Origin of the sequence: Methylobacterium guangdongense (assembly GCF_038442355.1) — a bacterium.
In the GTDB taxonomy this organism is placed as follows: domain Bacteria; phylum Pseudomonadota; class Alphaproteobacteria; order Rhizobiales; family Beijerinckiaceae; genus Methylobacterium; species Methylobacterium guangdongense.
The window spans coordinates 364,854-379,317 of sequence record NZ_JBBXMX010000002.1; the positions used below are offsets into that span (position 1 = coordinate 364,854).

The following is a 14,464-nucleotide window of genomic DNA, read 5'->3' on the forward strand; positions in this document are numbered from 1 at the left end:
CTCCCGGCCACGTGAGCGTCGGCGACGCCGGGATACGGAGAGCGCATGGGGACCGGGAACGCGGACGCTGCTCTGCGCATCCTCGTGGTCGAGGACGAGGCGCTTATCGCCCTTGAGCTCGAGTGCCTGCTGGATGACCTGGGGCACGTCACGGTGGGTATCGCCGGCAGCTCGGCCGAGGCGATCGCGCTCGGCCTGTCCACGGCGCCCGATGTCGCCTTCGTGGACATTCACCTCGTGGATGGCCCGACCGGCATCGAGGTCGCCCGGGCGCTGTCGGAGGACCGGCGCACCACCGTGGTGTTCATGACCGCCAACGCCAAGCGCATCCCGCGGGATTTCGCGGGCGCCATCGGGGTGATCGCGAAGCCCTATTCCGAGCGTGTGGTGGCCAGCACCCTCGACTACGTGGCCGACCGCCGGGCCGGCCGTGGCGCCGAGGCCTGGCCGGATGGATTTTTGCCGGCGCCGGTGTGAGGTTTTGACCGACCGTCTCCGCGCATCTCCCTCCCCCCTCTGTGGGGCAGGGTGGCCTCTGCGAAGCAGGGGTCGGGAGAGGGGAACGCGGTGTCAGAACGGCGCGCTGCCTTCACGCGGCGCAGCGCCAAATTTTGCACTGTTGCTCCCCTCTCCCGACCCGCTTCGCGGGCCACCCTCCCCCGCAGAGGGGGGAGGGAGAGACGCGGCGCTGTCGGAGCCTTCCTCGACAAACAAACCTAACCCCGCCCCGCCCGCTCGCGCTTCAAGCGGTAGAGCGCGTCCAGCGCCTCCCGGGGCGTCAGCGCGTCCGGATCGATCGCGTCGAGCAGGGCGCCGAGCGGATCCTCGGGCGGCGGCTCCGGCGGCGGGGGTGGGGCCAGGGCGGCGAAGAGCGGGAGGTCGTCGATCCGGGCCCGGGCCGGGCGGCCGCGCTCCGCCTTCTCCAGGCTCTTGAGGATCGCCCCGGCCCGGGCCACGACGCTGGCGGGTAGACCGGCGAGCCGCGCGACCTGCAGCCCGTAGCTGCGCTCGGCTATTCCGGGGACCACCTCGTGCAGGAACACGACGCCGTCGCGGTGCTCGGCGACCTTGAGGGTCGCGTTCTCAAGGCGCGCGAGCCGGTCGCCCAAGGCGGTCAGCTCGTGGAAGTGCGTGGCGAACAGAGCCCGGCAGGCATTCACCTCGTGGAGGTGCTCCAGGCAGGCCCAGGCGATCGACAGCCCGTCGAAGGTCGCGGTGCCCCGGCCGATCTCGTCGAGGATGACGAGCGAGCGCCGGGTCGCCTGGTTGAGGATCGCGGCGGTCTCGACCATCTCGACCATGAAGGTCGATTGCCCCCGGGCGAGGTCGTCGGCGGCGCCGACGCGGGAGAACAGCCGGTCGACCCGCCCGATCCGGGCCTCCGCGGCCGGCACGAAGGCGCCGATCTGTGCGAGCACCGCGATCAGCGCGTTCTGGCGCAGGAAGGTCGACTTGCCGCCCATGTTGGGGCCGGTGATCAGCCGGATCCGGCCTCGCGTGTCGCCGGACAGGTCGCAATCGTTTGCGATGAACGGCTCGCCCGCCCGGCGGAGCGCCGCCTCGACCACCGGATGGCGCCCGCCCACCACGACGAAGCTCAGCGAATCGTCGACCACGGGCCGGCGCCAGTCGAGCTCGACGGCGAGTTCGGCATGGCTCGCCGCCACGTCGAGACCGGCCAGCGCCTCCGCGACTTCCGCGATGCTGTCGGCCTGTGCGAGCACGCGGGCCGCAAGGTCGTCGAACACGGCCGCTTCGAGGGCGAGCGCCCGGTCGGCCGCCCCCGAGATCTTGGATTCGAGTCCGCCCAGCTCGACGCTGGTGAAGCGCATGGCATCCACCATGGTCTGGCGGTGGACGAACTCGCTCTGCAGCCCCTTGAGGCAGGCCTCGCCTACGGATTGCGGCACCTCGATGAAATAGCCGAGCAGGTTGTTATGCTTGATGCGCAGGGTCCGGCACCCGGTCTGCTCGGCGTAGCGGGCCTGCAGGGCGGCGATCACCTTGCGGGAATCCTGGCCGAGCGTGCGGGCCTCGTCGATCTCCGGATGGTAGCCCGCGCGCACGAAGCCGCCGTCGCGCCGGCTCAGGGGAAGCTCGTCGGCGAGCGCCGCCGCCAGCGTCGCGATCAACTCGGCGTCGGCCGCTGCCAAGTGCCCGGCTAAGCGGGCCAGATCCTCCGGCAGATCGGGCATGTCGGACAGGCGCCCGCCGAGATCGGCGGCCACCGCCAGACCCTCCCGGATGGCGGCGAGGTCCCGCGGCCCGGCGCGGCCGAGGCCGGTGCGCGACAGGGCCCGGGCGAGGTCAGGGGCCCGGGCGAGCGCATCGCGCAGGCCGGCGCGGAGCGGTCCGTTCTCGGCAAGGTGCGCCACTGCGGCGTGCCGCCGGGCGATGGCGTCGAGGTTGGTGAGCGGGCCCGCGAGGTGCTCGGCGAGGAGCCGCGCGCCGTTGGCCGTCACAGTACGGTCGATCGTGGCGAGCAGACTTCCGCCGCGCTCCCCCGACAGGGTGCGGGTGAGTTCGAGATTGGCCCGGGTGGCCGCGTCGATGGCCAGCGTCGCGCCCGCATCCTCCCGGGTCGGGACCGCGAGCGTCGGCCGGGCTGCGAGCTGGGTCCGGGCGATGTAGAGGAGCGCCGCCCCGGCTGCCGCGATCTCGGCCCGGGTGAACTGGCCGAAGCCTTCGAGGGTCGAGACGCCGTACTGCTCGCGGATGCGCCGCTCGGCGGCGGCGGGCTCCAGCTCCGCCTGCGCCAGGGGCACGATGGCCGCCCGGCTCTCCTGCCAGATCCGCGTCAGGGCCGGATCGGCGTGGATCGCCTCGGACACGACGATCTCCCGCGGGTCGTGGCGGGCGATGGCGCCGGCGAGATCCCCGCCCGCGGCCTCGCTGAGCGAGAACCGCCCGGTCGAGATATCCACCGCCGCCAGCCCGTAGGCGACCGCGCCCTCCCCCGTCTTCCGGCGGCCGATTGCCAGCAGGAGGTTGGCCCGGGCCGGATCGAGGAGCCGGTCCTCGGTGATCGTGCCGGGGGTGACGAGGCGCACCACCTCCCGGCGGACCACCGATTTCGGGCCGCGCTTCTTGGCCTCGGCGGGATCCTCGGTCTGCTCGCATACCGCGACCCGGTGGCCGAGGGCGATCAGGCGGTTGAGGTAGTCGTCGGAGCGCTCGACCGGCACGCCGCACATCGGGATCTCGCTCCCCGCGTGCTTGCCGCGCTTGGTCAGGACGATGCCGAGCGCCCGGGAGGCGATCTCAGCATCCTCGAAGAACAGCTCGTAGAAGTCGCCCATCCGGTAGAAGAGCAGGCAGTCCGGATTGGCAGCCTTGATCTCGATGTACTGCGCCATCATCGGCGTGGCGCCGACGGGATCGAGGTTCGGCGGTGGCGGGTCGGCGGGGCGGACGGCGGTTCGGGCCATGGCGCCTCTTAGCAGAGCGCGGTCCGCGAATCAGGGCCGTGCGCCACCGCGGCTGGGGAGAAGCCGCGGCGGCGGTGGACAGTGCTCAGTAGCGCGGGCCGCCCGTGGTGTTGCCGAGCTGCTGCTGGTAGCCGGGCCGCGACGGGTTGCGGGCGTTCGGGTTGCCGTGGCGCATCGTGTTGAGGCGGCGCATCCGGCGCATGTGCCGGGTCGAATGGTGACGATGCATGCGGTGGTGGCGATGCATCGCGACCGTCTCGACCAGACCGCCGTCGGCAAGTCCAGCCTGCGGCAAGGCGGGGGCGGCCTGCACGGCCGAGGCGCCGGCCACGAGGCCGCCTGCGAGCAAACCCACGGTCAGCAGGGTGCGAAAAGACATTGTTCCGTATCTCCGATCCGCTCTCAGGAGCTCTCTCCTAAACGCGTCCGGGTCGGAAGGTTCCAGTTCAGAGCTGCATGTCCCAAAGTAAATCCCGGCGCCGATGTGGATTACGGAGCCAGGCCACGCGTGCTGCACGACGCTGTCCGAAAATTGCTGATAACTATAAAGCGAATTCAGTTCGTTAATACAATTTCACGGCGCGGAACACGGGGGCTTCTCAGGTGAGGAACGCCATGAGATCCGCGTTCACGGCATCGGGTTCCTCGTGCGCGAGCCAGTGGCTGGCGCGGTCGTACCAGCGGATCCGGCCATCATCGCAGAGGGTGAGGCTGGCCTCGGCCAAGCCGGCCTGTAGGGCAATGTCCTGCCGGCCCCAGAGGATCAGGGTGGGCACCCGGACCCGCGGCGGGTTTGCCCGGGGGAGGCGCACCAGGGCCCGGTACCAGTTCAGCATGGCGGTCATCGCGCCGGGCTGGAGCCAGGCTTCGACGTAGCGCTCAAGCTCGGCTTCCGCGAAGGCGCCGGGTCGGCTGGTCGTGGTGAGCGCCCGCCGCAGCGCCCGGCATCGGTTCGCGGTGAGCAGACGTTCCGGCAGGCCCGGGATCTGGAACAGGCCGACGTAGTAGCTGCGCAGCATCTGGCCCGGATGCGACCGCATGTAGTCGCCGACGATACCGGGATGCGGCGCGTTCAGGATGGCCAGACGCTCGATCCGCTCCGGATGGTGGCTGGCCACCCACCACGCGACCAGGCCGCCCCAATCGTGGCCGACGAGCCGCACCTTGGGGAAGCCGCAGGCATCGGCAAGCGCGATCACGTCGCCGGCCAGCCGGTCCAGGTGATAGGCGTCGACGCCCTCGGGCTTGTCGCTGAGGCCGTAGCCGCGCTGATCCGGCGCGACCACCCGCAGGCCCGCCTCGGCGAGCGGGCCGATCTGGTGACGCCAGCCGTACCAGAATTCCGGGAAGCCATGGAGCAGGATGGTCGGCGCACCCGTGTCCGGGCCGGCCTCGGCCACGCGCAGGCTGAGGTTCGGCAACTGCACGCGCCGGAAGGTCACATCCGCAACATCCATTCCCGTCGGTCCTTCGCCTGGGCGAAACGCTCCGTCAGAAGCCCAGGGTGGCGCAGCCGCCGGCTTCTGACGAGAGCTGGTCGCGCAGGCGATCCGGCGCGGTGCGGGTCCACAGGCAGAGCAGGACGAAGGCCGCCCCCTGCAGCAGGCCCCGGGTCGAGTGGGTTGCGGACGGGCTCCGGGTGGTTCCGGTGATGGCTGGTTGGGGCATGGCGCTGATCTCCGATGGCGATCTTATCCGGGAGATCGTCGCCGGATGGCGGGGGTTACAGGGGGATCCGGGGTCGTTGTGCGCTGCCGCACGCGGACATCTCAACGCACCGGGTCCAACCACCGCGCCAGGGCACCGGATTCCAGGCTCGCGCGCGTCTCCTGGTAGCCGAGGTCGGCCGACTCCCGGAACCGCGACCACGCCCGCAGGTCGATCCCGGAGAGCTGGGGCTTGAGCACGGCGGTGGCGTGGGTCGCCGCCATCAGGCTCTGCGCGTCGCTCGACACGGTGGCGGCGCGCAGCAGCAGCGGCGCGAGGCCCGGCATCGCCAGCGGTGAGCCGATCAGCTTGCGCACGAGGCGGCCCGTCCAGCCGCGGGCGGGCATGTCCTGGAACGCCCGGTCGCTGCCGACGTCGACGGCGAGCACCGGTCCGCGTTCCCAATCGGCGGCGACGTCGGCCGGGAGGTTGTTCATCATGCCGCCATCGACCAGCACGCCCTCGTCGCACAGCACCGGCGGCAGCAGGCCGGGAATGGCGATGCTGGCGCGCAGGGCCTGGACCAGATCGCCCGAGCGATGGACCATCGTGTTGCCGGTGGTGAGGTTCGACGAGACGCAGAAGAACGGCAGCCACAGATCCTCGATGCGCACGCCGCCGTAGCGCGCGGCGAGGCCGGCATCGACCTTCGCGCCCCGGGTCAGGGCGTGGAGCGGCAGCGTGTAGTCGTTGATCGGGTTGTCGGTGGCGAAGAACGCCTCGGTCTGCCCCTGGATCTTGGCGAGGCTCCAGCCCATGGCGAGGCTCGCCGCGATGATCGCCCCCATGCTGGTGCCGCCGACGAAATCGGGGGGGCACGCGACCTCGTCGAGGGCCTTGAGGACCCCGAGATGAGCCAGCCCCCGCGCCCCGCCGCCGCCGAGCACGAGGCCCCGCGCGGCGCCGCTGGCGAGCCGGGCGAGGCGATGCAGATCCGCCTCGTGGTTGTCGCGGAGCTGGATCCGGAGGGAAGCGGGCAGCGCGGCGACCGCCGGATGCAGCGGCTTCGGACGCCGCGCGTCGGGATCCTGGCGCACCACGACGTCCATCCGGATCCAATCGGAGCGCACCCGCTTTAGATACTCCGCCGCTCCGGGCCGCGGCGGGGCGCCGGGCTCGGCGAGCACGAGCACGTGGTCGCCCCGGCGCTGGCTCTGCCGGCACCAGGGGCAATCGATCTGCCGGGCGGCGAAGATCGTGCGCGCGTGCCGCGCCTCGAAGGCCTGGAACCACGCCTCGTCGGCCCCGTCCGGCCAATCGGTCAGGCAGCCGGTCTCGCCGGGCAGATGAGCGTCGAAGGCCGCCGCGAGCCGATGGGCGAGATGCGCCGGATCGGGCCCGTCCGTGACCGCCAGGATCGTGAAGATCCGCGGGGCGTGGTGCACCGAGTAGCCGTCGTAGATGTGGCGCAGGCGGTCGGCGAGCATGCGTGCGAAGTACAGGAGCGTCTGCGGATACTCGGCGATCACCGCCTCGAAGGCCTCGCGGGTGAGCGTCAGCAGATGGGCATCCCGCAGGGCGATCACGGTCGCCGCCCGGGGGGCGTCGGAGAGGAGGGCCATCTCCCCAAAGATCTCCGGCGGACGCAGGCGCGCGATCCGGGTCGGCATGCCCATGTGGTCGCGGGCCGAGACGCCGACGACGCCGGAGACGATCGTGTAGAGCGCGTCCCCCGTGGCGCCCTGCTCGAACAGGATCTTCCCCGCCGGTACGGTGACCGGCTCCATGCGGGCGCGCACCGCCGCCTCGGCCGCCGGATCGAGCCCGGCCAGGAACGGGATCTCGGGGGCGCTCAAACCCGCACCGGCTCATCGATCGCCGGTGACCATTCCGTCATCCACCGCATCGTCCCGGCCTCCCCGTGGTTCAGACCCCGCGCCAACATAGCGCGGCCGTTCCGTTTCGCCGCCCGCGTGACCGCACGCCGCTCCTGAAACGCCGATCCCTTCGCGGCGCCGCGGCCTTCCGGTACAGGCAATGGGAACGAAAGCCGGGAGGAGTTCATGGCGATGGTGGATCGGATCGCGATCGTGACCGGGGCGGGGACGGGAGTCGGCCGGGCTGCGGCCCTGGCGCTCGCCGGGGCCGCCTGGCGCGTCGTGCTGTCGGGCCGGCGACCGAGGCCCCTCGAAGAGGTGGCGGCCGAGATCGGTGGCGACCGGTCTCTCGTCGTACCCACCGACGTCACCGACCCCGATTCGATCGCCAACCTGTTCGCCCGCACGCAGGCCGAATACGGCCGCCTCGACCTGCTGTTCAACAATGCCGGCATCGGCGCGCCGCCGGTCCCCCTGGAGGATCTGCCGCTGGAGACTTGGCGACAGGTGGTCGACACCAACCTGACCGCCCTGTTCCTGTGCACGCAGCACGCCTTCCGGATCATGCGCGACCAGGATCCCCGCGGCGGCCGGATCGTCAACAACGGCTCGATCTCCGCCCACGCCCCGCGGCCGAACTCGATCGCCTATACGGCCACCAAGCACGCGGTGACCGGCCTGACCAAGGCGACGTCGCTCGACGGCCGCGCCTACGACATCGCCTGCGGGCAGATCGATATCGGCAACGCCGACACCCCCATGGGCGGCAAGATGAAGGCCGGCGTTCCCCAGGCGGACGGCTCGCTGCGGGCCGAGGCGGTGATGGACCCCGCCCATGTCGGCCAGGCGGTGCTCTCCATGGCGAGTCTGCCGCTTGAGGCCAACGTGCAGTTCATGACGATCATGGCCACCAAGATGCCGTTCGTCGGCCGCGGCTAGATGTCGACGCGGTGAGGTTCTTAAACCCAACCCCTCATTGCCGCATCGCTGGAGCGTAGCGCGGACCTCCCAGGAGCGCTCCAGACGTCGCCGCGATCCCTTGAGCTCTCCTTCGGGGCCCGCCGACATGATCCCCCCGATGAGGTGGGGGAGATCCAATCAGGCGCCGTCGCGTACCGGACGTGACGCGATCCGGTACGGCCCTGAGCGCGCCGCCGGTCCGCTCCGGCCGCGCCCTGGCGCCGACGCCCTCTCATCGCTGTGCATTTGTCGGGGCGGCGCGGTCGGCGCGCGCAGGCACGATTGACGTCCCATCCTATAACTCATACAAATTTTGCAACGACGGGCGGATGGGGTTGAACCCGGTCCCGCGCCGGGAGACGATTTTCGCCGTCTCGGCATCGACTTCGCGGTTGTCACGCAAACCATTTCCACGCGCAATCAATCGAGTTCGGCACATCGGCAGATCATTCATATTGAATTATAAGATTTCAGTTTGAGTATTATTGATATACGTCTCACGCATGTTGAAAATGTGGTGCGCACGTTTCGAATGATCTGCCGGTGATACGGAACGTGGCGGCGGAGGGAGCAAAATCTTTCTCCCGCTAAACGATAAGACCAAAGGGGGAGTCATGTTCGCCAAGCAGATGTTACGCAAGCTGATCCTCGGCGCTGCGCTCGTCAGTAGCGCCCTGTCTTCGGCACAGGCCGCGAGCGGTGATCCGATCGGTGTGGCGATGCCAACGAAGTCGTCGCAGCGTTGGATCGACGACGGCAACAACATCGTGAAATTGCTCCAGGCCAAGGGCTACAAGCCGGACCTGCAATACGCCGATGACGATATTCCGACCCAGCTCGCGCAGATCGAAAACATGCTGACCAAGGGCGTGAAGCTCCTGGTTGTCGCTTCGATCGACGGGACGACCCTGGGCGACGTGCTGTCGAAGGCGGCCGCGAGTGGCGTGAAGGTCATCGCCTACGATCGCCTGATCCGGGGAACGCCGAACGTCGACTATTACGCGACGTTCGACAACTTCAAGGTCGGTGTGCAGCAGGCGACGTCCATCGTGGATGCGCTGGGTCTCAAGGACGGCAAGGGCCCGTTCAACATCGAGCTGTTCGGTGGATCGCCCGACGACAATAACGCATACTTTTTCTACGATGGCGCCATGTCGGTGCTGAAGCCGTACATCGACGCGAAGAAGCTCGTGGTGCGCTCCGGCCAGTTCGGGATGGACAAGGTCTCGACCCTGCGCTGGGACGGGGCCACCGCCCAGGCCCGGATGGATAACCTGCTCTCGGCCTATTACGGCAACGCGCGCCTCGACGCGGTGCTCTCGCCCTACGACGGCATCTCAACGGCGATCATCTCGTCGGTGAAGAGCGTCGGCTACGGCTCCGGCAATCAGAAGCTGCCCGTGGTCAGCGGCCAGGATGCGGAGCTGCAATCGGTCAAGTCGATCATCGCGGGCGAGCAGACCGCGACGATCTTCAAGGACACCCGCGAGCTCGCGAAGGTGACGGTGGCGATGATCGACGCCATCGAATCCGGCAAGCAGCCGGAGGTCAACGACACCAAGACCTACAACAACGGCAAGAAGGTCGTCCCGTCCTACCTGCTGACGCCGATCATCGTCACCAAGGACAACTGGAAGCCGGTCCTGGTGGACTCGGGCTACTACACCCTCGTCCAGCTGAAGTGAGCGCTGCGGGGCCGGATCCCGGCCCCCTTCGATTCGCGCCGGCCTCCCGTCGGCGTGGGTCCCGTTAGGCAGACCGAGCCGAAAGGGGTCGCATGCAGCCCGTCCTCGAAATGCGGGGGATTTCCAAGTCGTTCCCCGGCGTCAAGGCCCTCGACGACGTCAACCTCACCGTCGCCCCCGCCGAGATCCACGCTCTGGTCGGCGAGAACGGTGCCGGCAAGTCGACCCTCATGAAGGTGCTGAGCGGCGTCTACCCCCACGGCTCCTACGAGGGCGAGATCGTCTACGAGGGCCGTTCGGGCCAATTCCGGACCATCTCCGACAGCGAGCGCCTCGGCATCGTGATCATCCACCAGGAGCTGGCGCTGGTGCCGTTCCTGTCGATCGCTGAGAACATCTTCCTCGGCAACGAGCCGGCCCGGTTCGGGATCATCGATCAGGACCGGGTCTACACCCGCGCGCGCGAACTGCTGGCCACCGTGGGCCTCGACGAGAGCCCCGACACGCTGGTGACGCATCTGGGCGTCGGCAAGCAGCAGCTCGTCGAGATCGCCAAGGCGCTGTCCAAGAAGGTCAAGCTGCTCATCCTCGACGAGCCGACCGCGTCCTTGAGCGAGACCGACAGCGCGGCGTTGCTGCAACTGCTGCTGCGCTTCAAGGACCAGGGCATCGCGTCGATCCTGATCTCGCACAAGCTGAACGAGATCTCGAAGGTCGCCGACCGGATCACCGTCCTGCGCGACGGCACCACCGTCGAGACGCTCGATTGCCGGTGCGAGGCCGTGGACGAGGACCGCATCATCCGCGGCATGGTCGGGCGCACGCTGGCGAATCGCTATCCCACGCGCGAGCCGAAGATCGGCGACGTGCTGATGGAGGTGCGCGACTGGACGGTCCACCACCCGATCCATCCGGACCGGACGGTGGTGCGCGGCATCAACCTGACCGTGCGCCGGGGCGAGATCGTCGGGATCGCCGGCCTGATGGGCTCAGGCCGGACCGAACTCGCCATGAGCATCTTCGGGCGCTCCTATGGGCAGGGCATCGGCGGCACCGTGCGGATCGACGGCGCGGAGGTCGACGTCTCGACGATCGACAAGGCGATCGCCGCGGGGATCGCCTACGTCACCGAGGACCGCAAGCAGCTCGGACTCGTCCTGGGCGAGGACATCGCCAAGAACACCACGCTCGCCAACCTGCCGGGCGTCTCCACCGCGACGGTGATCGACGAGGACGCCGAGCACCGGGTCGCGAGCGGCTACCGGAGCAAGATGCGGATTCGCTCCTTCGGGGTGGCGCAGCAGACGGTGAACCTCTCGGGCGGCAATCAGCAGAAGGTCGTGCTGAGCAAGTGGCTGTTCACGGCCCCCAAGGTGCTGATCCTGGACGAGCCGACACGCGGCATCGACGTCGGCGCCAAGTACGAGATCTACAGCATCATCAACGAGTTGGCGGATGAGGGCCGGGGCGTGCTGGTGATCTCGTCCGAGATGCCCGAGCTGCTCGGCCTCTGCGACCGGATCTACGTGATGAACGAGGGGCGCTTCGTCGGCGAGTTCCCGCGGGAAGAGGCCAGCCAGGAAGCGATCATGCGCGCGATCATGCGCTCCAAGGACCTGAACGGATGAGTGATAGCCCCGCGAGCAAGCCCATGATCCCCGCGACCGAAGGATTGTCGAGTTCGATGTCTGCCCCTGCGTCGCGCGCCCGGCGCGGCTTCCTGCCGGTGACGCATCTGCGCGACTACGGGTTGGTCATCGCGCTGGCGGTCATCACCCTGTTCTTCGAGTCGACGACCGGCGGCGTGCTGTTTCAGCCGTTGAACCTCACCAACCTGATCCTGCAGAACAGCTACGTCGTGGTGATGGCGCTGGGGATGCTGCTCATCATCGTGGCGGGCCATATCGACCTGTCGATCGGCTCGGTGGTCGGCTTCGTCGGCGCGCTCGCGGCCCTGCTGATGGTGCGGTTCGGCATCGATCCGTTCACCGCCACGATCATCTGCCTCACGGTGGGCGCCGCGATCGGCGGGTTGCAGGGCTACTTCGTGGCCTATCTCGGCATCCCGAGCTTCATCGTCACCCTGGCCGGCATGCTGGTCTTCCGTGGCATGACGCTGGCCCTCCTCCAGGGCGCCTCGATCGGCCCGTTCCCGGAGGTGTTCCAGCTCCTGGCCAAGGGCTTTCTCGCCAACTTCGCCGGCCCCTGGACGGCGCTGCTGATCGCGCTCGCTCTGGCGTCGACCTTCGTGGGCTTGAACTGGCGCCGCCGCGCCGCGCGGGTCCGCAACGGCGTCGAGGTGGAATCCTGGGCGTCCCTCATCTTCCGCAACGGCGTGGCCACGATCGTGATCCTCGCCTTCGCGTATCAGATGAGCCATTACCGCGGCCTGCCGAACGTGCTGCTCGTGATGTTCGTGCTGGTGATGCTCTACAGCTTCGTCACGACCCGGACGACGATCGGGCGGCGGATCTACGCGCTCGGCGGCAACATCAAGGCGGCGCGGCTCTCCGGCATCAAGACCGAGCGGCTCACCTTCCTGACCTTCGCCAATATGGGCGCGCTGGCGGGCCTCGCCGGCATGATCTTCGCCGCCCGGCTCAACACCGCGACCCCGAAGGCCGGCGTCGGCTTCGAGCTCGACGTGATCGCGGCCTGCTTCATCGGCGGCGCCTCGGCCTCCGGCGGCATCGGCAAGGTCTCGGGCGTGGTGATCGGCGCCTTCATCATCGGGGTGATGAACAACGGCATGTCGATCATGGGCATCGGCGTCGACTACCAGCAGGTGATCAAGGGAATCGTCTTGCTCGCCGCCGTCTGCCTCGACGTCTACAACAAGAACAAGGCCTGATCGGGCGGGCGTCGGCCCGGCCGGCGCCACTTGGGGCCGTTGCGGAGTCTATCGGTCGCCGCTGCGCTTGTCCGTCACGCTGTCTCATCGCTGTGACCACGTGCTCTCGGACTTCCCGAATTCAGGCCGAAGCCATGGCCTTCGCAGACTTTCGCGGTCGCTTGAACTTCACGACCAGCTCTGTTCCGGTCGCATCCGCCAGCCGGCGCAGCGTCTCGACGGTGGGACTATCCGCGCCGGACTCCCATTTCGAGATCTTGCCCTGACTGGTGCCCATCTTCTCCGCAAGCTGAGTCTGCGTCAGGTGAGCTCCGGTCCGCGCCAGGATCATTTCTTTGGCCAGGGCAAACTCACCGTCGAGGGCGTCGTAGGCGGCCTTGTACTCCGGATCCTGCTTCCAGCGATCGGTCAGCCGGCGCACGCTCCGGTTCTCTGCTCTTGGTTCCTCTTTCATCGGCGATGTCCTCCGTCACTGTCGAACGCCCGATGGTGATTGGCTTGGCCGTCCCGGTGGCGAGCGTCTTTGCTCTCTCCCGCGCCAGCTTGATCTCTGCCGGCGGTGTCTTCTGCGTCTTCTTGATGAAGACCCGAAGGATCACGACCCGGCGTCCCGCCTGAGCGATGTAGATCGCGCGCGAGATTCCAGCCTTGCCGGACATACGCATTTCCCAGATCTTGCCGTCCAGCTGCTTGACGTGCGGTTCGCCGACCCGGGATAGACCAACGGCTTCAATCAGCTCGCAGATCCGATCGAAGCGGGCGCGCATGTCGACGGGCAGAGCTTCCAACTCCGCGTCCACCGTGTCGTTCAAGGTCACGACCGACCACATGTGGAAAATATGTCGAAAAAGGCATATTCCGTCAACGCCTCATCGGGACGATGAGGCGCATCAAAATGTGGCCGTCAGGCTTCGGAAGGTGCCGATCGCCTATGTCCGATCGACTATGTCTTGCGCGCCACCGTGAACCGGGCGGCGTCCCGCAGGATGTGGGCGCCCTCCCCCCAGGCGCCGACCGCGTCCTCGCAGACGCCGACGAGGCGGTCGCATTCGGCCCGGGCGCCGTCGATACCGAGCCGGTCGACCAGCGTGGCCTTGCCGGCATCCTTGTCCTTGCCGGTGGCCTTGCCCATGGCTTCGGGGGAGGCCTCCCGGTCGAGGATGTCGTCGGCGATCTGGAAGGCTTGGCCAAGGGCGAGGCCGTAGCGCAGCAGCGCCGCGCGCTGGCCCTCATCGGCACCACCCACGATCGCGCCGGCCTCCACCGAGAAGGCCAGGATCGCGCCGGTCTTCATCGCCTGCATCCGCAGGGTGTCGTCCACATTCATGTTGGCCGCGCCGAACCGGCCCTCGGCGGTCAGGTCGAGGAGCTGGCCGCCGACCATGCCGCCGAGGCCCGAGGCCCGAGCGAGGCCGAGTACGAGGTCGGCGCGGATCCGCGCATCGGGCTGCCAGGTCGGATCGGCCACGATCTCGAAGGCCAGTGTCTGCAGGGCGTCGCCGACCAGGATCGCGGTGGCCTCGTCGTAGGCCTTGTGCACCGTCGGCTTGCCGCGGCGCATGTCGTCGTCATCCATGGCGGGCAGGTCGTCGTGGACGAGGCTGTAGCAATGGACCAGCTCGATTCCGGCGCCGGCGGCGAGCGCTGCCGCTTCGGAGCCGCCCAGCATCCGGGCGGTCTCGATGGCGAGGAACGGCCGCAGGCGCTTGCCGCCGCCCAGCACCGCGTGGCGCATCGCCTCCATCAGGCGGGGCGGCCGGGCGATCTCGCCGGGGCCGACCTCCGGGCCGAGGCGCTCGACCAGGAAGGTCTCGACCGTCCCGGCGACCTCGGTCAACCTGTGGGTAAACTCGACGGCCGGCGTGCCAGCCTTGACCGAACCGGTCTGTGCCTGCGTTGAGGAGGTCGTGGTCATCGGGCGCTACGTCCGGTCCTGGCCTTGCGAAAACCAATCGCGTGTCAGTTGTACGGGAACGAAATCACCGTGAGCGGGGTGGACAGCATGGGGGCGGCGGC

13 protein-coding genes are annotated in these 14,464 nt (G+C 68.7%); 5 read left to right on the top strand and 8 right to left on the bottom strand.

The annotated features are described in order from the left end of the window. Positions 1-45 precede the first annotated feature (45 nt). The gene (locus AAHG09_RS05560) at positions 46-477 is read left to right on the top strand and encodes a response regulator (protein ID WP_342105911.1); all 432 of its coding nucleotides are present in this window, start codon (positions 46-48) and stop codon (positions 475-477) included. A gap of 239 nt (positions 478-716) precedes the next feature. On the opposite strand, the gene mutS is transcribed toward AAHG09_RS05560, so the two are convergent. From mutS to AAHG09_RS05585, 5 genes are all read right to left on the bottom strand, one after another. Further along, on the bottom strand, positions 717-3,428 hold the full coding sequence (gene mutS / locus AAHG09_RS05565) for a DNA mismatch repair protein MutS (RefSeq protein ID WP_342105912.1): 2,712 nt from the start codon (positions 3,426-3,428) through the stop codon (positions 717-719). 85 nt (positions 3,429-3,513) lie between these two features. Continuing rightward, the gene (locus tag AAHG09_RS05570) at positions 3,514-3,807 is read right to left on the bottom strand and encodes a hypothetical protein (protein WP_342105913.1); all 294 of its coding nucleotides are present in this window, start codon (positions 3,805-3,807) and stop codon (positions 3,514-3,516) included. Positions 3,808-4,027: 220 nt separating this feature from the next. Beyond that, positions 4,028-4,885: an alpha/beta fold hydrolase gene (locus AAHG09_RS05575; protein WP_342105914.1), complete on the bottom strand. Its 858-nt coding sequence runs from the start codon at positions 4,883-4,885 to the stop codon at positions 4,028-4,030. Between the two features lie 34 nt (positions 4,886-4,919). Then, positions 4,920-5,096, bottom strand: coding sequence for a hypothetical protein (locus AAHG09_RS05580; protein WP_342105915.1), 177 nt, complete (start codon positions 5,094-5,096; stop codon positions 4,920-4,922). A 101-nt stretch (positions 5,097-5,197) separates the two neighbouring features. Then, complete coding sequence (locus AAHG09_RS05585) at positions 5,198-6,931, bottom strand: patatin-like phospholipase family protein (RefSeq protein WP_342105916.1); 1,734 nt, start codon at positions 6,929-6,931, stop codon at positions 5,198-5,200. Between the two features lie 207 nt (positions 6,932-7,138). On the opposite strand from AAHG09_RS05585, the gene AAHG09_RS05590 reads away from it, so the two are divergent. The 4 genes from AAHG09_RS05590 to mmsB all read left to right on the top strand — a co-directional run bounded on the left by AAHG09_RS05590 (position 7,139) and on the right by mmsB (position 12,448). Further along, the gene (locus AAHG09_RS05590) at positions 7,139-7,891 is read left to right on the top strand and encodes an SDR family oxidoreductase (protein WP_342105917.1); all 753 of its coding nucleotides are present in this window, start codon (positions 7,139-7,141) and stop codon (positions 7,889-7,891) included. 635 nt (positions 7,892-8,526) lie between these two features. After that, a complete protein-coding gene (gene chvE, locus AAHG09_RS05595) occupies positions 8,527-9,597 on the top strand; it encodes a multiple monosaccharide ABC transporter substrate-binding protein (protein WP_342105918.1) in 1,071 nt (356 codons plus the stop codon). 92 nt (positions 9,598-9,689) lie between these two features. Then, entirely contained in the window at positions 9,690-11,225 is a 1,536-nt protein-coding gene (gene mmsA / locus AAHG09_RS05600; RefSeq protein WP_342105919.1) for a multiple monosaccharide ABC transporter ATP-binding protein, read from the top strand. Between the two features lie 56 nt (positions 11,226-11,281). Further along, a complete protein-coding gene (gene mmsB, locus AAHG09_RS05605) occupies positions 11,282-12,448 on the top strand; it encodes a multiple monosaccharide ABC transporter permease (protein WP_342105920.1) in 1,167 nt (388 codons plus the stop codon). A gap of 121 nt (positions 12,449-12,569) precedes the next feature. Here mmsB and AAHG09_RS05610 read toward each other — a convergent pair whose 3' ends face one another. The 3 genes from AAHG09_RS05610 to AAHG09_RS05620 form a co-directional block, all read right to left on the bottom strand. Beyond that, positions 12,570-12,869, bottom strand: coding sequence for a helix-turn-helix domain-containing protein (locus AAHG09_RS05610; RefSeq protein WP_342105921.1), 300 nt, complete (start codon positions 12,867-12,869; stop codon positions 12,570-12,572). After that, the gene (locus AAHG09_RS05615; RefSeq protein WP_342105923.1) at positions 12,799-13,278 is read right to left on the bottom strand and encodes a type II toxin-antitoxin system RelE/ParE family toxin; all 480 of its coding nucleotides are present in this window, start codon (positions 13,276-13,278) and stop codon (positions 12,799-12,801) included. Before AAHG09_RS05615 ends, AAHG09_RS05610 begins: the two co-directional genes overlap by 71 nt. A 113-nt stretch (positions 13,279-13,391) precedes the next feature. Continuing rightward, a complete protein-coding gene (locus AAHG09_RS05620) occupies positions 13,392-14,363 on the bottom strand; it encodes a polyprenyl synthetase family protein (protein ID WP_342105924.1) in 972 nt (323 codons plus the stop codon). Positions 14,364-14,464 lie beyond the last annotated feature (101 nt).

Excerpts from the sequence above, each read along its gene's own strand:
- mmsB (WP_342105920.1), top strand. The coding sequence starts at position 11,282 with ATGTCTGCCCCTGCGTCGCGCGCCCGGCGCGGCTTCCTGCCGGTGACG.
- AAHG09_RS05570 (WP_342105913.1), bottom strand. The coding sequence starts at position 3,807 with ATGTCTTTTCGCACCCTGCTGACCGTGGGTTTGCTCGCAGGCGGCCTC.
- AAHG09_RS05590 (WP_342105917.1), top strand. The coding sequence starts at position 7,139 with ATGGCGATGGTGGATCGGATCGCGATCGTGACCGGGGCGGGGACGGGA.
- mutS (WP_342105912.1), bottom strand. The coding sequence starts at position 3,428 with ATGGCCCGAACCGCCGTCCGCCCCGCCGACCCGCCACCGCCGAACCTC.
- AAHG09_RS05615 (WP_342105923.1), bottom strand. The coding sequence starts at position 13,278 with ATGTGGTCGGTCGTGACCTTGAACGACACGGTGGACGCGGAGTTGGAA.
- AAHG09_RS05575 (WP_342105914.1), bottom strand. The coding sequence starts at position 4,885 with ATGGATGTTGCGGATGTGACCTTCCGGCGCGTGCAGTTGCCGAACCTC.
- AAHG09_RS05620 (WP_342105924.1), bottom strand. The coding sequence starts at position 14,363 with ATGACCACGACCTCCTCAACGCAGGCACAGACCGGTTCGGTCAAGGCT.
- mmsA (WP_342105919.1), top strand. The coding sequence starts at position 9,690 with ATGCAGCCCGTCCTCGAAATGCGGGGGATTTCCAAGTCGTTCCCCGGC.
- AAHG09_RS05580 (WP_342105915.1), bottom strand. The coding sequence starts at position 5,096 with ATGCCCCAACCAGCCATCACCGGAACCACCCGGAGCCCGTCCGCAACC.
- chvE (WP_342105918.1), top strand. The coding sequence starts at position 8,527 with ATGTTCGCCAAGCAGATGTTACGCAAGCTGATCCTCGGCGCTGCGCTC.
- AAHG09_RS05560 (WP_342105911.1), top strand. The coding sequence starts at position 46 with ATGGGGACCGGGAACGCGGACGCTGCTCTGCGCATCCTCGTGGTCGAG.